The sequence below is a fragment of the Ketobacter sp. genome (genome assembly GCF_003671495.1).
Taxonomy (GTDB): Bacteria; Pseudomonadota; Gammaproteobacteria; order Pseudomonadales; family Ketobacteraceae; genus Ketobacter.
Genome location: NZ_RCHN01000013.1, coordinates 97,650 through 123,965 on the forward strand (window position 1 = coordinate 97,650; position 26,316 = coordinate 123,965).

Consider the following 26,316-nt stretch of genomic DNA (forward strand, 5'->3'; position numbering starts at 1 on the left):
CCCGCTACAGCAGGCTGCCCACCGCCACCACTCCGGCAAATCCCACACTGTAGGCCACCAGCAGATAGCCTGAATAGCGCAGGTACGTGCCAAAGGTCAGGCCCTCCACTTTGCTCATGGCCACCACCCCCGCCGCCGAGCCGATGGCCAGCAGGGAACCACCCACACCGACCGCGTAGGTGAGGGTCAACCATTCGCGCACGCTCATGCTGATACCGGATTTCAACAGCGCCGCCGTCAGCGGGACGTTGTCAAACAATGCCGACAACAACCCCACCACAAAATTGGCCGCCATGGCCGGCAGGTATTGGTACAGGTCAGGGAAATAGGCCAGCACACCCAGCTCCTTGAGCATGCCCACCAACAGCAGCACCCCGAGGAAGAACAACAGGGTGTCGAATTCAATGCGGCGCACATAATCCAGGATGGGCTCGTCGCGGTTCATAAACTGCACCACCATAAACATCAGGGACAGGCCGAACAGGAACGACAGCACCGGCGGAATGCCGAACGCCACATTGCCGCCGATGGTGGACACAATGGTGAGGAAGAACAATCCGCCGATTAACAGGTCGCCGCGATTGAACGGGGCCTCCTGTTTTTCGAAATGCAGTTCGGACTTCAACGGCAGGGACAGCATCCACGCCAACAGCAACACGGCGGACATCGCCGGCAACACCAGCAACAGCAAATGGGGAATGGCCACTTTACCGGCCAGGAAGATCATCAAGGTAGTCACATCACCGGTGATGAGGGCGGCACCACCGGCGTTGGTGGCAAACACCACCAGCACCACGTAACGCATCAACTTGTCGCGGGGCAGCTTCAGGCTCAGCAACACGGTGATGCACACCAGGGTACAGGTCACGTTGTCCGCCATGGACGAGAATACGAAGGCGAACAGGCCGGTGATCATCATCAACGAACGTTCACCCAGTTGGGCCGGCAACAGGCGGTTGACGATGCCGTCAATCAGGCCCTTGCTGGACAGGTAGGCCACAAAGGTCATGGCCGCCATCAGGAACAGCCACAGGGTGGCGATATCCAGCAGGTTTTCGTTCAGCGCCGCCATCAGCTCCGGGGTCTCCAGATGCCCCGGCGGCGCAATGAAAAACAGCACCCAAACCAACGACCCGAAAAACAGGGTGGTTTTGGCTTTATCAATATGGACGATATCTTCGATGACGATGGAAAGAAATCCCAGGGCCACCAGGACAAGCAAGACAGCTGACATGGCATATTCCTGATAGAGTGGAGAGGTGGAGACTGCGCGGATTCTATACCAAGCCAGCCCGCGAATCGAGCCGGCGCCGGTGTCCTTTTGCGAATGCTTGTGCCCTGGCTGCAGGGAGGAAAGGACTCATCCCCAAGATTTTTACACTATACTCAAGAATTCAATAGGTTATCCATTCTTGTCAGCCCAGGGGTCCAACCAGAACGATGCTGCGCTTTGTTTCGTCCGCCGTTATCCTCACCGTCCTGTTAGTGGTGTTTGTGGGGCGCTGTCACTACAACACCGTGTCGGTAGGCGCGCTGGGTTCAGTGTACGACGCCGTATCGACGGTGGCCCACGTCAAACAATTAATTGACCGCTACTACTACGATCACCAGCAACTGCCGGGCAGCAACCTGGAGCTGCGCCAGCCGGACCCGCTGCAGTTCGGTCGGCGTGCCGCGCTGCTGAAACAGGTGGAGGTATTGCCGGGGGGCATTCTTTACGCGGTGTTCACAGCGGAAAACAAAGAGCGCAACGTGGAGCTGGTATTCACCCCCGAAACCGACGGCAAATACCGCCTCAAGTGGCAGTGCACCAGTTATAACCTGACGGAGGCACTGCGGGAGGCCCTGTTGACGCCCTGCGCCGACAGCGATGCACCGTTCGACCGGGAACATTTCGCCCGCCAGGAAGCCATAGCCCGATCCGCCGATACCTATCTGGAGCAGGTCACCGCCGCCCAGCGCCAGATCACCCCCACTCAAGTGGAAACCGTGGATTGCTCGCCCCTGCAAACGGCGGCGGACGACTTCCTGCACATCACCGCAGACCAGCTGTCATACTGGACGCTGTCCCCACAGCCTGAACTGCAATACCAGTTGCCGCGGCCAGAAGGCAGCCCGGCCACCGCCTACTGGGCGGTGCGGGGTAAGCTGTACCTGTACCAAGGCAGCCGCCTGGCGCAATTTGACGCCGACCGCCCTGCCGGAATCAGCTCGCGGGTGAATCTGCTGCAGCCCCATCGCTTCCGGCGCCAGGGTGAATTGTTGCTGGCGGATTCCGGCATCGGCATCACCCGCATCGACCTGTGCCCACCCCAGCCCAAAATCCGCGACAACTATCTGCTGGAGCTGGGTGCCTACAACCAGATCCGGGATTTTATCTTGGACAACGGCCTGGTATATCTCACTGCCCAGGAGGCACAACGCACCGATGCCAGCGCCGCGCTGCAGGTGGTAAGCCTGCGTTCCAACCGCCCGCTGGGCTTTCTCAAACTGGAAGGCCAGGGCGGGGGCATCGCCCTCTCCGGACGTCGGGCCTTCGTGGCCAACGGCAGTCACGGCATCGCCCTGGTGGATGTGTTTGATCCCACCATTCCCCGGCTGCTGAAGCGGGTGGCCACCATGGATTTTGCCAGCGACCTGCTGCTGCATGAGCAGCACTTGCTGGTGGCGGATCGCCTGGCGGGGCTGCGCGTCTATCGTTTGACCGAAGACAGCCTGGTGGAAACCCAGGTGCTGACCACCGACGGCGCCGCCATTCAATTGCAGGAATTTGATCACAGTTACGTGGGCGTGCGCTTCAAGGACGGCACCAGCGCCCTGTACCAATGGCAGGATAACAAGGTGACCCCCGTTGCACTCCATCGCTAAACCCATTCAAATTGGCGCTGCCGTTATCCTGATTCTGCTGCTGGTGTGGTTTGTGATGGCCTACAGTCGCTACCAGGAAGGTCTTGAACAGGCGGCGGACATCTTGGGCGGCCTCAACAAGATGCGTCAGGAATACATCATCGCCTTTCAAAGCCAGGGCCACTTTCCGCGCAGCAATACCGAAGCCCGACTGCCGGCCCCGGAAGCGGCCCGCTTCGGCGCCATCGAAGCGGCCGTGGTCATGAAAGACGAGCGTCTGTACCTGCGCATCCTGGACCACACCGGCGCCCGCAGCCAGCTGTTCCTGACGCCAGAAATGAACTCCAATAATCAGTTCAGCTGGTTCTGCCGCTCCCCCGACCTGAGTGAATTCCTGCAGGAAAACCTGTTCCAGGGTTGCCAGCGCACCACCGAAACCCTCACGTTGGAACAGGCCGCCGCCTTGCAGGGCAAGCCCAGACCCAAACGCGGGCAGCCGCAACCGGCGAAACTGGACATCAAGCTGCCACCACCGCCCCCGGCTCCGGAACCCGAGCCCATCAAGCCCTGCGAGGTTTCCGCCCCGAGGGAGCTGCTGATCCACGACCACGGCATCGGGATCTGGGATTTCAGCGCCACACCGGTGCTGGAAGACTACATCCCCATCGAGCTGGCCAACCCCACGGCCATCGCCGCCCGCATCGGCAGTGTGCTGTTCATCGCCAAGGGCAACTACATTCACTACGCCGACACCCGCAAGCAGCCGGTTGCATTGCAAAAGAGCAGTGTCTGGATCAAACCCGGCACCCGCATTTACAGCGTCGGCCAGCAACTGCTATGGATCACACCGGAGAATCAACTGTTTGTGGGGGATGTCTGCTACCCGCCCAACATCCGCATCATCCACAACACCAAGCTGCGCATGTCCGGGCGGGATCTGGCCAGCCTGAAAGTGGCGGAGGGCAAACTGCACCTGTTGAGCCGCTACCCCTCCGACTGGTCCAACCGCAGCAAACTCGACATTTATGGCATCAAGAACAACGGCACCCTGGTGCACGCTTTCAGCTTCAGTTTCACCGGCTTTGCCAGCAGCATGTATCGGGAGGAACCGTACCTGCTCATTGCCAATGGGCGGGACGGGCTGTCCATCAAGCAACGCACCTCCGATTTCCGTTGGATGGAAACCGAAGCCATTTCCGCCATGGATTTTGTGATGGATGCGGTGATCAAGGACAACACCCTGTGGGTGGCGGACCGCAGCGCCGGTTTGATTATCTATCGCCGCCGCTCTGGCAAAGAACCCTGGGAACAGGTGGACCAGCGGGAGTTCGAGTTTCCCGCGTTCGAATTACGCTGGTTTGAACACGGTATTCTGGTGAGCAGCGCCACCCGTCACGCCTGGGTGGCCCATGACGGCAGCAAGGCGCTGCCGTTACAGCCGCCTAGCGCCCCGGAATCTCGCTGACCTTGTATTCCAGGTCGTAGAGTTCATCCTGGAACTGGTAGTAGCAATCTCGCCAGCGTTGCCACAGCACTTCGGTGCCGGGCTGGTTGGGGTCCCGATAGGGCTCACTGCCGCATTGCTTGTCGCGCTTGGCCTTGAGGCGGGCAATCTGCTGGTTCAGCTGGTTGGCTTCTTCCTGCAATGAGGAGCGGACCTTTTCCACCTCCCCGTTCTGCTTGTCCACCCATTGAATGGCACACTGCAGATCACGTTTGCGCTGCCCGGCTTCAGAGGGATCACGGGACAGGTTGTAGCGCCCCATGTACATGCGAAAGCGCACATTGTTCAGGTCTGTATCGCCTTCCATTTCACTCTGCCAGGCCTGGCGCAGATCCGGCAGTTCCAGATAGCCCTCCGGTTCCTTCGGGTTGAGGGAGGGCAGCATGATCTCACCACAATACTGCTTGTTGCCTACACTGCGCACCTGGGACGCGCTTTCACCACTAACGCTCATCTCATCCACTTTTACCCCCTGTTGCTCTTGCGCCGGCTGGGGCGGAGGAGGAAACTGGCTGTAAGTGACATTACCCTCTTCGTCGACAATTTTATAGAACTTGCCCGCCTGGGCCTGGAAAGATGCCAATAGAAACAAACAGATACACAGGATGAAACGCAGACTCATGCTAACCCTACCCCAAAACCAGCCAACTGAAAAAAACCCAATATGACCCCAAGTCTAGTTCAAAACCGCCTGGCCGTAGTGTTGATTAGGATGGTGTCGATTGGACTGGTGGCAATGGGAGTGACAGGCTGCAGCACCCGGCCGCCGCTGCCGGAAGCGCTCCAGGGCCAGTCGTTGATTGTGCTGGGGTTTACCACCAACCACGCCGAGCCGTATCAGGGTGGTACGCTCTACAAAGGCTTTGTGATGGAGGCCCTGGATGGCGCGCCGGCAGGCCCCCTGAGCCGCGATCAATACCTGTTGGTGGCACCGGGGGAACACCGGATCAGCGGCCATTGCTACTGGCGCTTGCGGGGTGTGCTCAGCTTTGACGAAGACGATTTCACCGAGCCGGGCACGCTGACGCTCATCACCCGGCCCGACACCCGCTACACGATTCAGTCGGACATCGATGAATACAAATACCAGTGCCGGCTGACGGTGGTGGAAACGGCCCATTGACGGGGGCCAGGTTTACCCCTCGCTGGACAACAGCTCAAACACGTAGCCGGGCAACTTGCTGTTGATTTCATCCCGCAAGCGCTGGGGCAACAGATTGGCTTCCGTGGAGGACACCTTCACCGGCCAGCGCTGCTTACCCAACACCTGGTTGCCATCCCGGAATACCAGTTCATAGGAACCGCGCAACCAGAACCAGCCCTGCTTCTGCTCCACCGGCGCTACGTCCAGGCTGCCCTGCAACTGCAGATTGGACTGTTCCGCCAACGGCACCCCCAGGGTGGCCAGGGCCTGTTCGATCTCCGCCCGCAGGGAGTCGTCTTCGGCACTGACCTGGACCCGGAGCGACGTCAGGGCATTGCGAATCAGGGTTTCCACCGCCGCAGTATCATACTGGCCCTGCAGGCCGCGGCCGTCGGCCACGATCATCAGATTCTGATTGGCCTGATCCCGCTGGATCTGCGCCAGGCGGGCGCGTTTCAGGGCATTGAGAGCCGCCAGCGGACTCTGCGCCTGTTCACTGGCGTAGTTGATCAGATCCCGCACTTCCCGGTCCAACGACTGAATACTGTGCTGAAAACGGGTGGCGGCCGGCTGCTTGGCCAGTATCGCCAGGGCATAAACCCGGCCCTGCTCCGTCTGCCACGATTCCACCACCTGGGCGCCGCTCAACACCTGGCGGGCCTCGGTGGTCACGGTACGGGTGATCTCGTGCTGGTTGCTGACCACCGGCTGACCCTGGGCCGCGCTCACGGTGGCACTGCTGAAATCCATACTGGAATCCTGCACCGCCACTTCAAAAATCTTGGCCAGATTGGCCGTGGCCCGGTCTGCCGCCGTGTTGCGGTCATCGGCCGATCCCACCGCCGTGAGGTGGGTGGCGGCGGGATAAGCGGATTCCGGTTGATCGATCCATTGCGGTTTGCCGCCGGTACTGCTGCAGCTCGCCAGCAGCCACAGTAAGGGCAGCGCCAGGCCGCAGGCTACAGCCCTGAGCGCGCGTGGCTGGCTGGAAACGGGGCGGGTGGTTTTATCATTGCGCAGCATGGGTTTCTCCTGATTCTGGGGGCTCCGGTAACGCGGGCCAGACATAGACCTGATCCGTCAGACTGCTGGCCAGCACCACAGCGCGACCGCGACGGCTGAATTCCGCCAGGGGCGGCAGCGCCTGCCCCTTTTCCAGTACCTGCACCGGGCCCTGCAGTGAGGTGGTGATGCGGGCCACCTGGATACTGGCGGGCAGCATGTTCCAACTGCGCACATCCGCCTGCTCCGACACCACAGTGGCAATGTTCATCAATATCCCGGAAAAATCATTCTTGCTCTGGGCTTCCTGCACCATTTTGTACTTGGCCACCGCGCGCACGGTGGCCGCCGCCAGAATCTTGGCCCGTTCTGCCTCCAGATCCTCCCGCGCCCGCACTTCCAGGTTCTCCAGAATGTTGCTGCGCTGGCGTTGCACCTCTCCCGCCAGGGTCAGCTCCCGGGGCAGATAGGTAGAATTGCGATAGTGTGGCATGACCACGCTCACCATGGTGTCCACCTCCGCATCAAACACCGAAATGCGGGTCTCGGTCTTGCTGCTCACCACCCCATCCAGATACACCAGGAACCATTCCCCTTCGTCGGCAGCGGGCAATTGTGCTTCGCGTCCGAATTGCTGGCTGAACTGCTGGTACTCCTGCTGGAAACCCTGCCGGCGGGTGAGGTTCAGCAGGCTGGTTTGCAGTGCCTGCGGAATGGGCTCGCCGCGGTCACGCAGAATGCTGTAACAGCGGCGATAACTGATCAGGGCATCGTCCCGTTCCCCGTTCAATTCGTAGATCAGCCCAGCCATAAAGCGGGCGCTCGCCAGTTGCCCGGCGGTGCTGTCTTCCTTGGCCAATTGCTGCATGGTGACATTGGCCTGCAACATTTCCACCCGGGCGCCGTCCAGATCACCCTCCAGCAGATACCCCAGGGCCAGCATTACATGCACTAACACCTGATCGGTGGGCGTGCCGTTGTAAGTGCGCAGGGTTTCGTTGGCCGTCAGCGCCGCCAGGTTCTCGGTAACGCTCACGGCCTGCGCAAACTGCAGGATGGATTTGGCCTCGTTCAGGTCCTGGCGACTGCCCTGCCAATCCCCCAGGTACAGTTTCAGTACCCCGGTGTTCAACCTGTACTGGGCCAGATCCCGGTCCGCCGGCACCAGGGTCTGCAGGCGATCCAATGTCGCCTGGGGGCCTGCCACCGCAAGGGAGGCCGCCGCCTGGTTCACCTGCCAGGCACTGCATCCCTGCAAAACCAAAACGGCGCTGCACAGCAGTGTCAGCGCCAGAGATTGCAACATCATCGACGGTGATCAGTAACGCAATTTGGCGTTCTTCACGTATTTCTTGATTTTCTTCTGACCCAGCCAGACTTTGCGGTTATCCGCCATGCTGATCAGGGTCAGGTCCACCTGGTAATACCGCACCTGTTCCTTGCCTTCCACGTCGATGATGGTATTGATCTGGCCCTGCATCATGAAATCAGCCCCCAGCTCCTGGCCGGCTGCGTTGCGGGTATCCTCCCGTGCGTTCAGATCCTGGTCCATGCGTTCATCACGAACTTCGCCGCGGTCGTCGCGGGAGGCTACAAAATCCACCCGGCCGGAATTGATCAGGGCCCGTTCCATGTCCGCCACAAAGGTTTTCACGTTGATGTGCTCGTGACTCAGGTTACGCACGGTGCCCACGATCACCACCGGCCGCTTGCCGGTGCGACCGGCGAACTCACCAATCCAGGGACGGGACAAGGCATCCTGGATCATTTCCTCCGCCACCAGGCGGGAATCGGTGTCGTTCCAGGCGCCACTCAGGTCGATGGTGCTGTCCGGTGCAACCCGCTCCACCGAAGTGGCACAGGCGGCAAGGAACAGGGCGGCACAGAGGAGAATCCAATGCTTCATTATTCGGTTTCCTTCATGAATCGGTCAAAGTTGGCGTTGGCTTTTTGCTGATAGTACTGCTTGAAATTCTGGGACAGTTTGCCGGCGGTGGTGATGGCATCATCCAGCGCTTTCATGTCCATTTCGGCAAAGGAGTAAATGTTGCCGGAGTTCTTGTCCTTCCAGCGGCCCTTGATCTTGGCGCCGTTCAGCACCGTCTGGGTGCTGCTGCTCAGGGTCTGCTGGATGCTGCTGGTGGCGGTGTCACCGGTGCTGGCGGCGTAATCATCCAGGGTATGATCAATGTAGGTGGACACCATACGTGCCACCTCGGCCCGGGCCCGGGTATCCGCCGTGGAGGTCTGCAGGGATTCGTCATTCAGGGGTGGTGCAAAGGCCACGCCGAAAACAAAGCGACCGTCGTCATTGTCCACGGCCTGGGTGCCTTCGTTGACCCAGTCCGGGGCGCCACTGATCCCGAGGTCACTTTCAATGGTGGGGGAGCTGCTGCAGGCAGCCAGAATCGAAACCAGCAACAGAGCGGACAAACCGCGGCATGCGCGCACCATGGTGATTACTCCTTAATCAAAGTCGTTATTATGATTCTAATACCTGTTCAAGCTTAATGGATTACGTCGCGCTAATCGAACAAGTTGCATAAAAGCGGACAAATATCACAAACCGTGGACCGACTTCACGCTATAGGTGCGACCGTCACCGTGGCACAGCTCACACTGCTCCAGCACCGAACCCAGGTCGGCCTCGCTGGTGGCAAAGTCGGCACCATTGCTTTCCATGTGGCTCTGGGCAACCGCATCATCATGGCAGGAGGCACACACCGCTGCCTGGGGGGACACCAGGGTGTCATCACTGCGATCCGCCAGATCCGCGCCGGAATCGACGCTGGTGGCCAGCACGCTGGCATGCAACGGTAATTCATAGCTGTTATTCACATGACAGGCGTTACAGTTATTAAGTTCCCCGGGGAAGTGCACGCTGCTCTCGTCATAAACGTGTTCGGTACCACCAAACCCCACCACCACCAATGGGCGGGCACGGAATCCCGCCCCATGGATGGCGTGGATCATGGTCTTGAAGTCAATGGACTCTTCTGTCTTGCCATCGCTGTATGGGGGCGCCGTGCGCCGCACCCGGTCGGTGTTCCTGGGGTTGTGACAGGTCACGCAACTGTCGATGCTGTCGGTACGGTTATCACCATGGAGCGACAAGCTGCCGTGACAGGCCAGGCAATTGTCCAGCGCCACCACCTGGCGGCGGGCGGCGGGACTGCTGTCGGTGATGGCAAACGCTTTCACCACGTTGGTAAGCGGCACACGCTGGATATCCGGGCTGCCGGCGCTGCCAATATCCACCGCCATGCGGCCCTCCAGCACCACCGAGCCACTGCCGGAGGCCGCTACATTGGGCGCCAGGCTGCCATCCGGAATGGCACTGCCAAAGGTCACGCTGAAGCTGCCGTCACCATTGGCCACCGCACTGCTGAGCCCGTTCACAGACAGGGTGCTGGCCACTCCGCTGCCACTGCCGGTATTGGTGTAGTCGGTGGTTGACCAGGCCAGTTTCAGGCTGAGACTGGCGCCGCTCTGGGTGAACGGCGGATCGGTCTGGATATGGTAGGGCGCATCCCCCTGCAACGGATTCACCACGGCAAAACGCACCGTAGGAAACTCCCCCTGGCCAGTGTTTTCCACCGCCAGGATTCGCCCCTCGAAGGCGGCCCTGGCCTGTTGCACCGGATCCACATGCACGCTGGCGATGCTGCCCGCCACACCAGACACCGAGTGACAACTCATGCAGTTGTCGTCGTTATCCTGCCCACCATAATGCTGACTGAAATCCAGGTCATCATGACAGGCGCCGCAGGTGTCCTGACCGGCGTATTCGTTCCAGTTGTCCCCCTGGTGGGTGAGGGTCTGGCCGGCAGCGCCGGTGGCCGAGCCGGCGTGGCAGAGGTGACAATCCCGGATGTCCCTGGGAAAGCGCACGGCCGAGTAATCGTGTGGGGTATCGCCAAAGCCATAGAGGGTGTAACTGCCCCCCGCCTGCACCGAGGGCAGATCGGCGCCCCGATGAATTTTGTGGATCATGACTTTGAAATCCACACTGTGCCCGCTGTTGGCGTCGGAGCTGCCGGGGTTATGACAGGTGACGCAATATTCCACCTCGGTGCGCCCTCCACCATGGAACGCCAGCGAACTGTGGCAACTATTGCAGTTCTCTGTGGCCACCACTCGGTAGTGCAAAATGTCCGTGCTCTTGCCGGTGGCGGGAACCCAGTCAAAATAGGGATTGGCGGGCACCCGGCCGTTATCGAACTGCAGCGCCACCCGATGGGTTCGCGCTGCCTCAAACACCAGGCTCAACCCTTGCCGCGCCGCCTGTGCCTGCACATCAGCGGGGGGCTGCGTCAGGCTGGCGGCCGTCACATATCGATAGGTGCCGTCCCCATTATTGGTGAAGCTGCCACTGGTGGCGCGCTCCGCCGTGGCCTGCAGGCGAGCTTCCAGGCCAGGCCCCACGCCGGGCTGTTCAATGCGGTTGATATAGGATTGCCAGTGGCCGGTGAGATTGCCAATGGGATTGCCCTGTAATTTCGCCACACTGAGCCTGAAGTCCGCAGCGGTCAGATCCAGGATTGCATTGTAATCCTCATCGGTGAGCTGGAAATCCACCACCAGTACACCTCCGTTGCCCAGACGGGCGCGGCTGATGATCGGTAACAGCGTCGGACTTTGGGCATAGAGCACCGGGGAGCCGGTGTTGGGCAAGGTCAACCCGCTGTTGTCCGGGGCACGGCTGCTGCTGGAACCGGACGAGCCGCCCCCACCGCCACAGGCAGCCAGGATCAGGGCCAGGGTGAGGGTGAGGAACCGCCCGGAAAGACAGTTTAACCACCGCGGCGCCGGTAATGTCATGATGTTACCCTTCATTGAGCGCACCCCTTCATTGACCGCCCCCTCATCGACTGTGCACCGCTTCCACATCCGCACTGGCGCCAGCGCCATGACAGACCGAGCAGGTTTCGGGGTTAGTGTTCATATCCGGCCGTGTCACCACATTGAATTGGGCTGCCCCCTGACTTTCCATATGAGCCCGGGCCAAGGCGGAATCGTGGCAGGAGCTGCACACCGCCGCCACCGGAGTGGTATAGGTTCCGCTGCTGTTGTCGGCGAGCACTGCCGCGCGCACCAGGGGCAGGGGCAGTCCGTAGCTGTCCTCTGTATGACAACGTTCACAATCACTCAGATCACCGGGGTACTGCAGGCGCTCACTGTCCCAGGTGCCTTTGAAGGGAGTCTCGCGGAAGCCCCCGGCATGCACCGCGTGCACGGTGACACTCAGGTCGTGGCTACTGGCAGTGGTACCCCGGTTCGGGTTGTGGCAGGCCGTGCACACCAGCGGATTGTTCACGCCCCGGGTGGGATGGGAATCGCTGATGTAGCGACCGTGGCACTGGTTGCAGCGCGCCACCTCCACAATGTCCCGGCGTGCCGTGGCCGCACCACCGGCCGTGGCCACGAACTGCACCACGCTGTCCAGATAAACCGTGTCTCCTGCGCATTCGGCACCACTGCCATCAGCCCCCGGATAACGGACATCAATCATCACCGCAAAACTGCTGATACCCGTGGGAATGACCGCGGTATTGCTGAAGGTGGCCGTATCGATGCGGAACACATTATCCCCCAGGGCCAGCAGGGCAGCCGGGGCTACCGCCTGACGGATGCGGGGGGAAGACGCGCCCACCGCGCTGTCGTTTTCATTGAGGAATTCCGTCGCCCCATCCCAGGGAATGCGCACATCCAATACGGCACTGTCACAGAACACTGCACTGTCTTTCAGATCCAGGGCCAGGCCATCCGCATCCCGCACGCTGATGTCCACCAGGGGCGTTTCACCGGCACTCACCTGGGTTACGTTTTCAATATTCAACGTCAGGCTGCGGCCTGCTTCCTGCAGCAGATCCCGATGGGCCTGATCGGCCTGCAGACCGCCCGGGTTGGCCGGATCCCCGGATTCGGCGTGACAGCCGGCGCAATTGGTGCCCTGGGTAAAGCTGCCGTGGTTGTAGCCAATGGGGTCCCCGTTCAGTTTGGTGCCCGCCAACAACCCTTCGTGACAGGACTCACACACCGCCAGGGTGGGATTGCTCACCCAGCTGTGCCCGTCGGCTGTGAGTTCCGCCTCCGGCGTCGGCAACCCCTGGGCTTCGGCAAAGGCCACGTCTTCCGCCCCGGCATGGCAACGGGTGCAGTTCAGCATCGACTGGGGATAGGTGGTGCCACTGTAATCATGGGCGGAATTGCGGTAACCCCAAATGGTGTACGCCCCGCCGGGCAGGTGGCGCCCGTTGTGGATCTTGTGCACCATGGTGGCCAGGTCCAGCACGTTGCCGCTGTTGGCGTCTGACGTGCCCGGGTTATGGCAGGTCACACAGTAATCCAGCTGGGTGCGGCCGCCACCGTGGATGGCCAGCTGATCGTGACAGGAATTGCAGGTGGCCTCGGTGGCAATGCGGCGGGCACTTTGGGTGTCGTAAAACAGCGGCGACAGTGAACTCCCCAGCGCCGCCGTGCTGCTGTCCGCCAGCAGGGCCGGCACAAAGTCCACACAGAGATTGTCCACCGGTGCATTGAGGGAAAACTGGATGCAGGCGCGATGCACTTCCGAGCGGGCACCGGGATCACCGATGTCAGTGCTGAATTCATAACGCCACACCCCCTCCGCCAGCGCGGTCAGGGTGCCATTGTTTTCGGTGGTGGCCTGGGCCAACGCCACCTTGCCCTGGGCCAGGGGATCACTGACTTTCAGATCCGACGCCAGGATATTGTCGGGGTCGGTTTCTGCGGTGAAGGTGGTGCACTGGTTCTGGCTGTTACTGACGTCCCCGGCACTGCGGCACACCGGGTCTTCATTGCGTTCAATGTAAGACACCCACTGCTGGCCCACGGCACTGCCGGTATTCGACGCCAACCGGGCCAGGCTGAAGCGCACCTCGGCGCTGGTGAGCCCGGCCACCGTCTGCACCTGATTTGCAGTGAGGGAAAATTCCAGCACCGGTGGCGAGTTCACGCTGATGGAATGCAAGGTAGCCAGTACCAGGTCGTCGGCCTCCAGGTCCGCGGCCGACACGCTATCCGCCGGTACCACCGGCGCCGGCGGGTCCACCGGCTGCCCCGGCTCCGTGGGCCCACTGGTGACTCCGGAGGCACGATCCCCCCCACCGCCGCCACAGGCCGCCAGCCCGAACAGCAGGAGCAGGATTATCGCCCACGGCAGCAGCCCCGGGTTGTCTGTTTTGCTTGCTGGCCATCCCATAACCTTCACCTCGCCCTTGCTCATGGCAGGTTGTAGTGCACCGTGACACCCACGGCATTGACGGATTCATTGGCGGATGCGATGCCGGTCCACAACACTTTATCCAGTGTATCCACCTGCAGATCGTCCACCGCCCAGTTGTCTTCCTGGAAACGGAAATACTGATAATTCAGTCCCAGCCTCAGATCCCGGTTCACCTGGTAATCCCCTTTCAGGATCAGGTGATGCTGGCGGGTGCGAAGGGTGGGCAGGTCTTCACTGCTCATGCCGGTGCCGCCGGCATCAAACAAACTGTGCTCGCCGCTGCCGTAGCTGAAGCGATAATCCAACGCCAGCGCCAGTACGTCCTTTTGCACCTGCCATTGGGCGGTGGCGCCCAGCGAGTGAACGGTATCCGTGGGCGATGCGCTCCAGTCCCGCTCCGGATCACTGGCCTGGGGGTAAGGTGGGATGGTCACGAACGCGTTTTTCTCCTGGCCGCCACGGAAGGCCCGACCCCGCTGCTGTAACTGCAGATAGTCGAACGCATAGTAGCCAGTGAACGAAAACGCGGCGGAGTGCAGATAGGTGGTGGATAACGTCAGATTGGAATGTTCCTCCCATTCCAACCCCAGCTCGGTGGCATCGTAATCGTCATCCCGCCACATAAGGTCCAGGTTGTATTGCCACTGCTGGAAACCACCCAACGCCATATTGAGCCTGGCTTCAGTGCGCTGGCGATTGGCCAGGTAGTATTGACTGAGCAGCGGATGATTGATGTAACGCTGGCTGGCGGGGGTCTGGTTGATCAACTCCGCATCCAGCAGGGAATAGTAGGATTGATCCCAGTGATAGGTGTCAGCGGCACGATCATGGTAGGCCAGGCTGAAGCCCAGCCCCAGTCCCCGCGCGCCCCCGTTTCTCACCTTGAGCATGAAGCGGTCTTCCTGGGTGGTTTCCACCGCCGCGTTATAACGATCCACCTGCTCGAATTCATAACCCAGGGTCATGCGGGTCCGGTTGGGAAAGCGATACTGTCCCTCCAGGGAAAAGGTGTTGCGGGTATGGCTGGTGGGGCGGTTATAAAGGGTGTATTCGCTGGCCGGTTGATCCCCGCTGTCGCCACGGACATAAAGGTAGCCGTCCCGGGGCGTTTGGTTGTCGCGATCCTCGTACCGATATTCACCCTGCAATGTGAAGCGCGCCGTCATCAGGTAACGCACCATGGCCTGCAAGGTTGTGGTATGCACCTCACCCTCCAGACTGTCCCGGGGCAGCGCCACCGGAACCTGCAAGGCATCGTTGACGGTGTAAGGCAGAAAGTCATCATCCTGCAGCGCCAGACTGTACGACGCGCTGCCCTGGGCGAGCCATTGCTCCGAGAACCGATAGTTGCCGGACACCTGCCACTGATGCATCTGATTATCCGGCGCCAGCGCCATCTGGCCATCACCGGCCGGATAGTCCACCGCCGGCCCGAACACGGCCCCATAGGGGTTCTGCCACTGCAATCCACGATCCCCGTTTTCGAAATGGGAATACAGGTAACGGAAGGCCAGGTTGCCCTGCTCTGCAGTCAGGTACGCCGCCAGATCCAATTCCCGCGTGGTGTAATCCAGATCCTGGGGCAACAGCGCAGCATGCGGATTGGACGCATCCAGGTAGAAGGCCGCACCCATGGTCTGGCGGCCGGTTTTTTGCTCGTTGCGGAACGCGGTTTCAAAGGACCACATTTCATCGAACCGTTTGCGGAACAGAAAATGGAAGCGATCCCGTTGCTTGTCCAGTTGCAGGTTATCGGTGGGCTGGAGGGCACTCATACTGCCGGTGTCCGGCCCGGCCACCCAGTTTGCAGGCAAGTGCAGTGCCGCACCATCGCCCCCGGCAAAGGGCGAATAGGCCAGGCCGTTATACTGATACAGTTGCTGGAAATCAAACTCGAACCGGTAATCGCCGCTCTGCCCCAGGAACAGGTTGAATTGGCGGGTTTTGAGCCCCAGATCGCGACCGGAGAATCCGAAGTAGCGGTCCCCTTCGGTGTCATCCCAACGCTGGTAATCCAGATCCAGATTGAAGTATCCACCGGCCTCGTCCATGCCGTTATAACGGCCAAACTGCTGATTGTCGGAACTCACATACCAGAATGACGGCGCCACGTAACCGTCGTACTCCAAAGCCTCGAAGGTGGCCTGGGGTAACGGCTCCTCCAGCAAGAACGCGAACGGGTCCGCTTCCGCCAGGGCCAGGGGCGAACTGAAACATAAGCTGGCGATCAGCCAAGGGCGCATGTCTGCCTCCTCACCGTGTCAGCCGTCCACCGGACGGATGATTGCTGCCGTGGACCTGGGAATGGCAATTCAGGCAATTCCCCCCCAACAGATTCATGTTGGCGCTGCCAGCGGGCAAACCACTGCCGTCCAGCAACTGGCTGGGGTGAAACGCCGCGGAATGACACTGCTGACACAGGAACGGGGTTCGATTGGTCAGCAGGTCACGATTGATCGAGCCATGGGGATCGTGGCACAGCCCGCAGTCCTCTGCCGCCGGGGCGTGCTCAAACAGGAATGGCCCGCGCTTTTCCGCATGGCAACCAAAGCAGGTGTCATTCAGGGTCACTCCGGTGAGGCTGGCGGGGGTGGGACTGCCGTGGGGATTGTGGCAGTCGCTGCACTGCATCTGGCCCGCCGCCGTGGGATGGGTGGAGGGCAACTGAGTTTTTGCCTGTACACTGCGATGGCAATCAAAGCAACGATCGGCCTGCTGCCCTGCCGCCAGCACCGGGTCCTGCACCGGGTGCAGACTGTGGCAACTGGCACAGGCAAGCTGTTCCTGCTCGTGGGCACTGCCTGACCAGGCCATGCGTTGCTGTCCTTTATGGCAATCAAGGCACACTTCATTCTGTTGATGCGGGGCCGATGCCTGCTCACCAAAGCGGATGTCCGGGGGGTGCTTGAGGGGGTCTCCACGATGGGCTGCACTGCCACCATGGCATTGACTGCAGAAGCCACTGTTACCGGCTTTACCGGCACCGTGGTGATTGGCAAAAATACCGTGCACCGCGGGGCTCACCTGCACCGTGTGGCACTGCAGGCAGGCCTGATCCGCGATGGCCTGATCCTGGGCCCAGGCCATCGGGCTCAGCAACAACCAACTCAACAGGAATATTTCCGCCAGAGCTTTCATAACCGTGCTGAAGGGCCTCAGGGTCATGCCTATCGCCCCTGCACCGGAAAGTCCACATCATCCATCTGCAGGCCGAAGGTCATCGGCAGTGAGACCCAGTGACCGGACTTTTCCTCGCCGGCACCATGGATGGCAATGCCGAAGGTGTATTCCTGTCCGGGACGGATGGCTTTTCCAGGTCCGTTCAGGGGTTTGCGGAACACCACCGTCCACTGGCCATCCTGATAGTCGGCGCTGGCCTGTACGATGGCTTGCGCGTCCGCCGCCCGGGCCGACAACACATGGTAAGTCTGGGTCTGGGCCAGTTTGCCGTTCTGCAGGCGGGCCCGCCACAGCTCCACATAGTGCCCCTGTTCCAGCATGGCTTCCAATGTGGCGTCATCGTGGTACACCGCGTAACGCCCGACACTGCGCTGCTGCTTGAGCGACGCTCCCAGGTATTTGGTGATGGCCTTGCCACGGTTCTTGTCCTGCCCCGGCAGATCATTGTGGCAGGCGGCCCAACACCCGGCCCGCTGGAACTGTTCATCACTGCCATCGTCCAGCATCAGTGCCACACTGTTGTCCTGTGGGGTGCCACGCCAGCGCACGGTGACCTGCAGTTGATTCTTCACCAGCGCCAGGGTCAGGCGTGCACCGATACTGGATTGAGTGCGGTTGGGCGCCAGGGTTTTGCCCATGGCAGCCTGCTCACCAGCGTGACACTGGGCGCAGTTTCGACCCTGCCGGAAAGGCTGCGCCCCCGGGTGATCGGTCCGGATCCAGTCAAAGTTCGCCGTTCCCGGGGCAAACAGGGTGATCAGGTCCGGGGCGTCCACCTGGGGTGGCTCTATCTGATCCAGAGCAACATGGGCCACCGACCGATGGCAGTCAATGCAGGTCCGGTCCAGGCTCGCCATGGCTTTATGGTAGGTTTTGGCCTTCTCTGACACATTGGCACTGGACTGCATGGCTTTCAGATCATGGCAGCTACGGCAGCCTTCCGAGCGATTGGCCAGCAGGGTCACCACCGGCTTGGGATTATCATGGGGGTTGTGACAACTGGAACAGGCCACCTCCTGCACGGCGCCTTTGGACTTGTGCTGCGCCTTGGCCTGGCCAAGATGATGAATGCCATCCCGTTGTGGACGATGACACTGGGTGCAGGTGGCCGTCTGCTGCGCGGCCGTCATGGCAGTGGCTTCGGTATGCAGGTTATGACAGGTGACGCAGCTCAGGTTTTCCCGGGCATGCAGGCCACTGCTCCAGTGGCGGGTGGCATTGCTCTCGTGGCAGGCCTGGCACACCTGATTCTGCTGGGCCACAGAGTCGCTCCAGGTGGGGCCAAAACTCACCTCCGGTTTATTGCGGGTGGGGGATTGGGCATGCTGCTGGCTGGGGCCATGGCACTGGGCACAGCCCTTCTGCCCCATGGGAGAATCCGGTGACGGTTTGCCGTGAACACTGTTCAGCATGGCATGAACCGGAGAATCCTCACCCAGCTGGTGACAGCTGGAGCACAGCGCACTCCCATTCGATGAGTCCCCGGATACCGCATCACCGGTCTTGGGTGCCGCCCAGGTGGCCAACGGCAGACCGATCAACAGCATCAGCAAGAGCCAACGCTTCCCACTTGCAGCCATAATCCCCTCTCCCTTTTTATACCCTGTGCGCATGCGCGCCTATTCGATGTGCAATGTGCCGGTGACGTTGTGACCACCGGCTTACGGCCCGCCGCTGAATCAGTGCTCCGCGGCCACCTCGGCCAGGGGTTCCTGCCCACTCGCCGGCACAGTGCCCGGATACTGGTGGGCAATTCCCTGGTGGCAATCAATGCAGGTCTTGCCCTGTTCCGCCATGGCGCTGTGATAGAAACGGGCCTTCTCCCCCTGCGCGCTGAAATCCATCCGCGCCACATCGTGACAACTGCGGCAGCCGGCAGAGTCATTACTGCGCATGCGGGCAATCTCCCGCGCCTTCATCTGCTCCAGGTGCGCCATGTACTTTTCAGGGGTATCAATCATACCGGTGATGCTGCCCCAGACTTCCCGGGCGGCTTCAATCTTGCGGATCATCTTGGGGACAAATTCGTGGGGAACGTGGCAATCGGAACAGGTGGGGCGGACCCCGGAGGCGTTATTGTAGTGAGTGGTCTGCTGCACCGTCTGGAAGGGCTGGGCATACATTTCATGGCAACTGGTGCAAAAGGCCTCTGTGTTGGTGGCATGCAGGCTCAGGTTGAATCCCACGACCCCGACACTGCCCAGCACAATGCCCACCACCAATAAGGTCAGTACAGACCAGCGTGTGGACGGGCGTCGCAACAGCCCCCACCAATGTCGAACCATGCCTAGCATCGGGCACCCCCTCTCCCTCTCATTGCTCCAATACTAAAGCTAACTTATGCCCGGGATATGACCGATGTCAAAAAAAAGGGGCCCGTTTGCTCAGGGGCCCCTTTTTCTGTGTATATAAAGGCTGTGTTTATTCCACCTTTTCCACGCCCAACAGCTCAACATCGAACACCAGCACCTGGTTGGGGCCGATTTTCGGGCCGGCACCACGGGCACCGTAGGCCAGGTCGGAAGGAATGAACAGCTTCCACTTGTCACCCACTTTCATCAGCTGCAGCGCTTCGGTCCAGCCTTTGATGACGCCATTCACGGGGAAGGAGATGGGTTCGCCCCGCTCCACCGAGCTGTCGAAAACAGTTCCATCCGGCAGCGTGCCGTGATAGTGGACATTCACTTTATCGTTGGCATCCGGAGTTTCGCCGTCACCTTTGGTGATCACTTCATATTGCAGACCACTCTCGGTCACGATCACGCCGTCGCGCTTCTTGTTCTCTTCCAGGAACGTGTCTCCGGCCACTTTGTTCTCCTCCAGCGCCTTACTCTGGGCTGCCTGCTGCTCCTGCATCTTACGCGCCTGCAGTGCATTCATGGCGGCCACCATTTCCTCCTGGGTCATCTTGGATTCGTTACCACTGAAGCCATCATCGAACCCTTGATAGAACGCTTTCACATCCAGCTCATCTTTCAGATCCCGACCCATACCCTCGCCAAATTTCAGACCAATGGCGTAGCTGGCCTTCTGATCTTCGGTTTGCAGTGCCACCGCCGGTTCGCTTTTGGCCGCGGCTCCCTCACTGCCCGCTTCACCTTTACAGGCCACCAGGGCAGCCACGGCAGTCGCCACGATTATATATTTCTTCATGCTTTCTCCTGTCTCCAATGAATACCCGGGATGCGGTGGAATGCGTATCGAAAAAACAGGCACCAGGGCCCATAAAGCTCAATCACTTCGCCCCCTGATCACTCCGGATTGTATTGTTATCGTTTGGGGTCGCTCCCGATGGTAACAGAAAGCCCCTGCATCTGAACCATAGGGCGGAAATATTTTGCGTTCCAGGGGCTATGTGCTATCACATGAAAGGTAGATATTGTTTAGACAACCCGTATAATTGCTAACGACTGCGTCACCAATCACAGCTGAGGAACTTTGATTATGGCAGCAAAAAAAACCACGGCGAAGCGAAGCGCCGCGAAAGCAAAAAAAGATCCGGTGGTTGAGCTCTCAGCCCAGATCACAAAACTGGAAGCTCAACTGGACGCGGCCCGTAAAAAAGCCGTGGACCAATCCACCAAAGCCGTCATCGCTGCCAAGAAAGCCATGGTGAAAGCGCAGGCTGCTGCGAAGAAAGCCAGCGCTAAAACTGCGGACAAGGCCAAAGCCAAACTGGCCGAGACCAAAGTGACGCTGGCCAACGCTCAGGCGGCCCAGGCGGCAGCCAAGAAAGAAGCCGCCAGCGCGGCCAAAGTGAAGAAAGCCGTCGCTGCGGTTACCAAGCAACTGGCCGCTGAAGCCAAGGCGGAAGCCAAGAAGGCCGCCGACAAAGCCAAGGCGCTGGCCATGAAAGAGGCCGCTGCCAGGAAGAAAGCAGAAGCCAAGGCCAAAGCGGCGGCCAAGAAGAAGGCCGTAGCAGCCAAAAAGGCCGCTGCCAAAAAGGCCGCAGTGAAGAAAACCGCTGCTAAAAAGGCACCGACCAAGAAAGTGGCCGTGAAGAAGACGTCCGCTAAAAAGGCACCCGCCAAGAAAGTGGCCGTCAAAAAAGCAGCCGCCCCCAAGAAAGCCGCCGTAAAGAAAACCGCTGCCAAGAAAGCAGTGGCTCCCAAGAAGGCTGCAGCCAAAAAGGCACCGGTGAAAAAAGCGGTTGCTCCGAAGAAGGCAGCGCCAAAAAAGGCCGCCCCCAAGAAAGCGGCTCCCGCCAAACCGGCCGCCGCAAAAAAAGCAGCACCGGTAAAAAAGGCGGCCGCGAAAAAACCCGCAGCCCCCAAGGCCCCGGCCGCACCGAAGGTTGAAGCGCCCAAAGCAGCAGCACCCAAGCCTACTGCGCCTAAACCTGCAGCAGCGGCCAAGCCCGCCGCGGCAAAACCGGCCACGCCCAAAGCCCCCAAGGCTGAAGCACCCAAACCGGTGGCCCCCAAAGCGCCAGCGCCAATGGCCGCCAAACCGGTAGCCGCTCCGGCGCCCAAGCCGGTTGAGCCGGAGCCACCCAAAGCGGAAGAAAAGCCGTTTGAACTGAAGCCGGTGGATGCACCCACGGCTCCGGATCGCAGCATTTTCAATCCGGAAAAAGACGCCTAATTCTATTAAGCGTTAATGCAAAGAGGGCTGTTTCCCCACGGGAACAGCCCTTTTTTCATGGCCACGAATTGGGTATCCTGCCCACCCCCACTTCACGCGGCCACACACCATGATCCAACTGCAATCGGTCTCCCTTTATCGCGGCAATAAATGTTTATTGCAGGACGCATCCTTTACCGCCTATCCGGGGTGGCATATCGCGTTGGTGGGCCATAACGGCTGTGGCAAATCCTCTTTGTTCTCCCTGCTGCTGGGCCAGGCCGGTGCCGATGCCGGGCAGGTCCACATTCCCGCGGGCAGCCGCATCGCCCACATGGCCCAGGAAGTGGAAGCACTGGACCGCTCCGCCATCGATTATGTGATTGACGGCGACCAAGCCCTGCGCCATCTGCAACAGCAACTGGCCCAGGCGGAAGCGGAGAACGACGCCCATCGCATCGCGCAATATCACCAGCAGTTGGATGACATCGACGCCTACAGCGCAGAATCCCGTGCGGCCAAGCTGCTCACCGGCCTGGGCTTCCAGCAAGCGCAATTCGGTAATACGGTGAAATCGTTCTCCGGTGGTTGGCGCATGCGCCTCAACCTGGCGCAGACCCTGATGTGCCCTTCCGACATCATGCTGCTGGACGAGCCCACTAACCACCTGGACCTGGACGCCATTCTCTGGTTGGAGGCCTGGCTCAAGGCCTATCCCGGCACCCTGATCCTGATTTCCCACGATCGTGAGTTCATCGACGAAATCACTGAACATGTGCTGCACATCGAGCACCAACGGCTGAACTATTACAGTGGTAACTACTCCGGGTTTGAGATTCAGCGCGCCGCCCGCATGGCCAACCAACAGTCTGCGTTTGAAAAGCAGCAACGGGAAATCGCCCACCTGCAGACATTCATCACCCGCTTCAAGGCCAAGGCCACCAAAGCCAAGCAAGCCCAAAGCCGGGTGAAAGCGCTGGAGCGAATGGAAAAAATCGCCCCGGCCCATGTGGACTCCCCATTTCACTTCAGTATTCCTGCCGCCAGCAAGATGTCCGACCCCTTGTTGGACATCAAAGCCGGAGAGCTGGGTTATCAGGGCCAGGCCGTATTGCATCAGGTGGCCCTGCAGCTGGGCCCCGCCACCCGCATCGGCCTCATCGGCCCCAACGGGGCGGGCAAATCCACCCTGATTAAAACCCTGGCCGGCACCCTGCAGCTGGTGGCGGGCGACAAAACACTGGGGGAACACACCAAAATCGGTTACTTCGCCCAGCACCAGCTGGATCAACTGGACGTATCCGCCACCCCACTGCTGACCCTGCAACGGGAGGCGCCGAAAACCGACGAGCTGACCCTGCGCAAATACCTGGGCAGTTTCGGCTTTCATGGCGATGCGGTGCTGGACAACATCGGGCGCTTCTCCGGAGGTGAGAAAGCCCGCCTGGCCCTGGCCCTGATCATCTGGCACAAGCCCAACCTGTTGCTGCTGGATGAACCCACCAACCACCTGGACCTGGAAATGCGCCTGGCGCTGACCCTGGCGTTGCAGGATTACGAAGGTGGTTTGGTGCTGGTTTCCCACGACCGCCACCTGCTGCGTTCCACCACGGATGAGCTCTATCTGGTGGCCCACCGGTCGGTGCAGCCCTTCCAGGGAGACCTGGAGGACTACAGTCGCTGGCTGCTGGAATACCGCCAGGCGCAACAGAATGCAGCCAGCTCAGATGACGGCGAGCGGGAGGAGAAACGGGATCGCAAAGCGGAACGCCAGAAAGCGGCGGAGATTCGCAATCAGCTGCGCCCGTTGAAGAATCAGCTCAGCACACTGGAGAAAACCCTGGCGCAACTGGAAGCAGAGAAGCAAGCGATCGAAACAGAACTGGCGGCAGAAGACCTGTACACAGCGGCCAACAAGGACAAACTGACGGAGTTGTTACAACGTCAGGGCAGCATCCGTGCCCAACTGGAAGAAACGGAGCTGGCCTGGCTGGAGGCTTCGGAAACCCTGCAAACCCTGGAACAGTCGCTGCAAGGCTGACTATTCCCGTTCCTGCTGGAAGTTGGCCGCATCACCCAGATTGATATTGTGTTGGGTGAACTCCGCCAGATCCAGGCCATATGACCCATCCATCAACACCGTCTTGACGCGATGCTGTGCCTCGGCAGAGGCCTCCCGCTGGGCTTTCAGATCGACAATTTTCTGCGGCATGGGCTGCTTGTCGGCATCCAGCAACAGGGCCACTTTGGGCAGCAGCCGGTTGGTGGGCTCCACCGACAACACCACCCCCACCTCACCGGAGGCCATCTCCACCAGCGCACCCGGCGGGTAAATGCCAATGCACTCGATGAATTTAACCACCAGCTTGGGATCGAACTGGCTGCCGCTGTTTTCGTAGAGAATTTTCAGCGCCGTGGCGGAGGTGTTGCCTTTGCTGTAACAACGCTGACTGGTGATGGCGTCATAGGCATCGACGATGGTCACCACCTTGGTGTAAAAGTTGAGGGCGCTGGCATCCATCCCCAGCGGATAGCCTTTGCCATCCAGTCGTTCATGGTGATTGTAGGCGGCACCGATGACTTCGTTGGGCAGGGTTTTGTCCTCCACCAGAATCTCGCGGCCGAACACCACATGCAGCTTCATGTGTTCGAACTCTTTATCCGTCAAGCGGGAGGGTTTGTTGAGGATGGTCTGATCCACCTTCATTTTGCCCACATCGTGCAACATGCCGCACAAGCCCAACAGCTCCATGTGTTTGCGGCCCACCCCCACATGACGGCCCAGGGCGATGGCCAGAATACCGACGTTGAGACAGTGTTCCGCGGTGTACTTGTCCACATTCTTGATGCGGGTGAGCCACATCATGGCGGAGGGATTGCGCTCAATGGAATCCACGCACTCCTTGATCAGCTTACGGATTTCCGTGGTGTCGATGCGCCCGTCGCGATACGCGCTGTCGAGGATATTTTCCACTTCACCATAGGCTTTCTGGTAATGCTTGTTGGCCTGCTGGATTTCCTTTTCCACCGGCGTGGTGATGGTGTACTGCTTGGGTTTATTGCGCCCCAGCATCGCACTGCGGACATCCGGCGTCATCCCGGATTTTAGAACGTCGATGTAGACGAATTCACAAATATTCTTGAGGGCAAGCAGGTCATCCTCATCGTGAACCGGAAAGCCCTGGAACACAAACGGAGCGTCCAGCCACGGCCGATCCAACTCGGACACATGCATGCCCAGTTTCAGCTGGTCGGTGGGAACTTTAACGGTCTCCCGCGAACGGGTCACTTTTCTCTTCATTCAGGTGTAAACGACTCGTACCACTACTCCTATAACTGTAGCCCAGGATTTCCCTGTCGACCCGGCAAACAACAAATATTCACGTTTTTTAGCCATCCGCCTACACGCCTGCGCACACATAAAACTCCCCGCCAAATCAGGCACATAAAACAGTTTAGGACAGATGATTGATGAATTTGCCGCGCCGGAGAGCCCACCTTTTTGGCGGTTTTCGTCCTGTCGCTGATCGGCACCAGCCCGTAGAATGGGCGCCCGTTTATCTGGCAACCCTCAGACCACTCGCCAAACCATTCTTCAGACAGGGCCAGCACCATGCCACCACCCCCACTGATACAATTTGTCCTAATGGCCTGCATCATCAGCATCGGCATGGGGCAGTTTATTGTGTTTGCGGTGCTGGCGCCCCTGATTCGCAGCGTGGGGTTGCAGGAAATCCACGGCGGCCTGATCCTGTCGTTTTCCTCGGTGATCTATGCATTGAGCAGCGGAGTCTGGGGGCGGGTGAGCAGCGTATTCGGGCGCCGAAAAGTGATTCTGGTGGGCCTGCTGGGGTACTGCCTGGGCACCCTGATGTTCGCCGCCGTGTTCTTTGCGGGGCTGCAACTCTGGTTGCAGGGCACACTGCTGTTTGTGTGCCTGTGTGTTGCCCGCATGCTGCAGTCGGTGTTGATGGGTGCCACCGCGCCGGCCGCCACCGCCTACATGGCGGACATCACCACCCCGGAGCAACGGGTGAAAGGCATGGGCTTATTGGGTTCCGCCCACAGCCTGGGGACCATATTGGGCCCAGCACTGGCGGCTCCCCTGATTCTGCTGCATTTACTGGCGCCGCTGCTGGCCGCCAGCGCCATTACCCTGTTGATGGCCGTGGTGGTGTGGCGAGCGCTGGCGGCACCGCCAGTCACCCAGCCAACCAGGGTGCACATCGGCCAAGAGATCCTGAATACGGTCAAATCCTATTTCGATGCCCGTTACGCCGACATCTTGTTGATCGGGGTATTGATGTTCATGGCCTATGCCATGTGCCAGCAGACGGTGGGTTACCTGATCCAGGACCGGCTCCACATCAGCCCTGCGGAAACCGCCACCATTGTGGCTCATGCATTCATCTGCTCTGCGGTGTTTTCGTTAATTGCCCAGTTCGTGGTGGTGGCGAAGTTGAAGCTGGAATCCAACACCCTGCTGCTGATCGGGCTGCCGTTGATGCTGGTGGGTTACCTGGTGCTGCTGCAATTGCAGATGGAGCGCGATGCCCTGCTGGCCTTCTCATTCATCGGTTTTGGCTTTGGTCTGGCCATGCCGGGATTTTCCGCCAGCGCCTCACTCTCGGTGTCTGCAGAGGAACAGGGCGCGGTGGCCGGTGTGATCGCGGGTGCTCCGGCCTTGGGGTTTATTCTGGGGCCCACCCTCGGCGCCATGTTCTACGAGGCCCACGTGATGGCACCCTACGCAGCGGCGGCGCTGCTCAACGGACTGTTGGCCCTGGCGGTGCTGCGCCGACACTGGACGCGCAACGCCGCCTGACC

Annotated in this window: 20 protein-coding genes; 6 read left to right on the forward strand and 14 right to left on the reverse strand. The window is 60.0% G+C overall.

Features of this window, described 5'->3' with window-relative positions; genetic code table 11:
- Positions 1–4: 4 nt before the first annotated feature.
- The gene (gene nhaD, locus D9N14_RS05330; protein WP_290577720.1) at positions 5–1,234 is read right to left on the reverse strand and encodes a sodium:proton antiporter NhaD; all 1,230 of its coding nucleotides are present in this window, start codon (positions 1,232–1,234) and stop codon (positions 5–7) included.
- 206 nt (positions 1,235–1,440) lie between these two features.
- On the opposite strand from nhaD, the gene D9N14_RS05335 reads away from it, so the two are divergent.
- Both D9N14_RS05335 and D9N14_RS05340 read left to right on the forward strand, forming a co-directional pair.
- Positions 1,441–2,868 (forward strand): hypothetical protein, encoded by a 1,428-nt coding sequence (locus D9N14_RS05335; RefSeq protein ID WP_290577722.1) that lies wholly within the window; start codon positions 1,441–1,443, stop codon positions 2,866–2,868.
- Entirely contained in the window at positions 2,852–4,312 is a 1,461-nt protein-coding gene (locus D9N14_RS05340) for a hypothetical protein (protein ID WP_290577724.1), read from the forward strand. The genes D9N14_RS05335 and D9N14_RS05340 overlap by 17 nt, the downstream gene beginning before the upstream one ends.
- Here D9N14_RS05340 and D9N14_RS05345 read toward each other — a convergent pair.
- The gene (locus D9N14_RS05345) at positions 4,290–4,973 is read right to left on the reverse strand and encodes a DUF4124 domain-containing protein (protein WP_290577726.1); all 684 of its coding nucleotides are present in this window, start codon (positions 4,971–4,973) and stop codon (positions 4,290–4,292) included. The genes D9N14_RS05340 and D9N14_RS05345 overlap by 23 nt on opposite strands.
- A 114-nt stretch (positions 4,974–5,087) precedes the next feature.
- Between D9N14_RS05345 and D9N14_RS05350 the strand changes: the two genes are divergently transcribed.
- The gene (locus D9N14_RS05350; protein ID WP_290577731.1) at positions 5,088–5,474 is read left to right on the forward strand and encodes a hypothetical protein; all 387 of its coding nucleotides are present in this window, start codon (positions 5,088–5,090) and stop codon (positions 5,472–5,474) included.
- Between the two features lie 12 nt (positions 5,475–5,486).
- Here D9N14_RS05350 and D9N14_RS05355 read toward each other — a convergent pair whose 3' ends face one another.
- The 11 genes from D9N14_RS05355 to D9N14_RS05405 form a co-directional block, all read right to left on the reverse strand.
- A complete protein-coding gene (locus D9N14_RS05355) occupies positions 5,487–6,518 on the reverse strand; it encodes an LPP20 family lipoprotein (RefSeq protein WP_290577736.1) in 1,032 nt (343 codons plus the stop codon).
- Complete coding sequence (locus D9N14_RS05360; RefSeq protein ID WP_290577738.1) at positions 6,505–7,806, reverse strand: hypothetical protein; 1,302 nt, start codon at positions 7,804–7,806, stop codon at positions 6,505–6,507. Before D9N14_RS05360 ends, D9N14_RS05355 begins: the two co-directional genes overlap by 14 nt.
- A 9-nt stretch (positions 7,807–7,815) precedes the next feature.
- Positions 7,816–8,403 carry a penicillin-binding protein activator LpoB gene (locus D9N14_RS05365; RefSeq protein ID WP_290577740.1) on the reverse strand — a complete coding sequence of 196 codons (588 nt, stop codon included), beginning with the start codon at positions 8,401–8,403 and terminating at the stop codon, positions 7,816–7,818.
- On the reverse strand, positions 8,403–8,951 hold the full coding sequence (locus D9N14_RS05370) for a hypothetical protein (RefSeq protein ID WP_290577742.1): 549 nt from the start codon (positions 8,949–8,951) through the stop codon (positions 8,403–8,405). Before D9N14_RS05370 ends, D9N14_RS05365 begins: the two co-directional genes overlap by 1 nt.
- A gap of 105 nt (positions 8,952–9,056) precedes the next feature.
- Positions 9,057–11,333 carry an OmcA/MtrC family decaheme c-type cytochrome gene (locus D9N14_RS05375; RefSeq protein ID WP_290577744.1) on the reverse strand — a complete coding sequence of 759 codons (2,277 nt, stop codon included), beginning with the start codon at positions 11,331–11,333 and terminating at the stop codon, positions 9,057–9,059.
- 28 nt (positions 11,334–11,361) lie between these two features.
- On the reverse strand, positions 11,362–13,722 hold the full coding sequence (locus D9N14_RS05380; protein ID WP_290577746.1) for an OmcA/MtrC family decaheme c-type cytochrome: 2,361 nt from the start codon (positions 13,720–13,722) through the stop codon (positions 11,362–11,364).
- Between the two features lie 20 nt (positions 13,723–13,742).
- A complete protein-coding gene (locus D9N14_RS05385) occupies positions 13,743–15,989 on the reverse strand; it encodes an MtrB/PioB family decaheme-associated outer membrane protein (protein WP_290577748.1) in 2,247 nt (748 codons plus the stop codon).
- Between the two features lie 10 nt (positions 15,990–15,999).
- Complete coding sequence (locus D9N14_RS05390) at positions 16,000–16,911, reverse strand: DmsE family decaheme c-type cytochrome (RefSeq protein WP_290577750.1); 912 nt, start codon at positions 16,909–16,911, stop codon at positions 16,000–16,002.
- Positions 16,912–16,913: 2 nt separating this feature from the next.
- Positions 16,914–18,506 (reverse strand): cytochrome c3 family protein, encoded by a 1,593-nt coding sequence (locus tag D9N14_RS05395; protein WP_290577752.1) that lies wholly within the window; start codon positions 18,504–18,506, stop codon positions 16,914–16,916.
- A 99-nt stretch (positions 18,507–18,605) separates the two neighbouring features.
- Positions 18,606–19,220 carry a NapC/NirT family cytochrome c gene (locus D9N14_RS05400; RefSeq protein WP_290577754.1) on the reverse strand — a complete coding sequence of 205 codons (615 nt, stop codon included), beginning with the start codon at positions 19,218–19,220 and terminating at the stop codon, positions 18,606–18,608.
- A gap of 127 nt (positions 19,221–19,347) precedes the next feature.
- Positions 19,348–20,079, reverse strand: a complete 732-nt coding sequence (locus D9N14_RS05405) for an FKBP-type peptidyl-prolyl cis-trans isomerase (RefSeq protein WP_290577756.1) — start codon at positions 20,077–20,079, stop codon at positions 19,348–19,350.
- A 291-nt stretch (positions 20,080–20,370) separates the two neighbouring features.
- On the opposite strand from D9N14_RS05405, the gene D9N14_RS05410 reads away from it, so the two are divergent.
- Positions 20,371–21,510, forward strand: coding sequence for a hypothetical protein (locus D9N14_RS05410; RefSeq protein WP_290577758.1), 1,140 nt, complete (start codon positions 20,371–20,373; stop codon positions 21,508–21,510).
- 109 nt (positions 21,511–21,619) lie between these two features.
- Positions 21,620–23,530: an ATP-binding cassette domain-containing protein gene (locus D9N14_RS05415; RefSeq protein ID WP_290577763.1), complete on the forward strand. Its 1,911-nt coding sequence runs from the start codon at positions 21,620–21,622 to the stop codon at positions 23,528–23,530.
- Here D9N14_RS05415 and D9N14_RS05420 read toward each other — a convergent pair whose 3' ends face one another.
- A complete protein-coding gene (locus tag D9N14_RS05420; protein WP_290577765.1) occupies positions 23,531–24,790 on the reverse strand; it encodes an HD-GYP domain-containing protein in 1,260 nt (419 codons plus the stop codon).
- A 312-nt stretch (positions 24,791–25,102) separates the two neighbouring features.
- Between D9N14_RS05420 and D9N14_RS05425 the strand changes: the two genes are divergently transcribed.
- Complete coding sequence (locus tag D9N14_RS05425; protein WP_290577767.1) at positions 25,103–26,314, forward strand: MFS transporter; 1,212 nt, start codon at positions 25,103–25,105, stop codon at positions 26,312–26,314.
- Positions 26,315–26,316 lie beyond the last annotated feature (2 nt).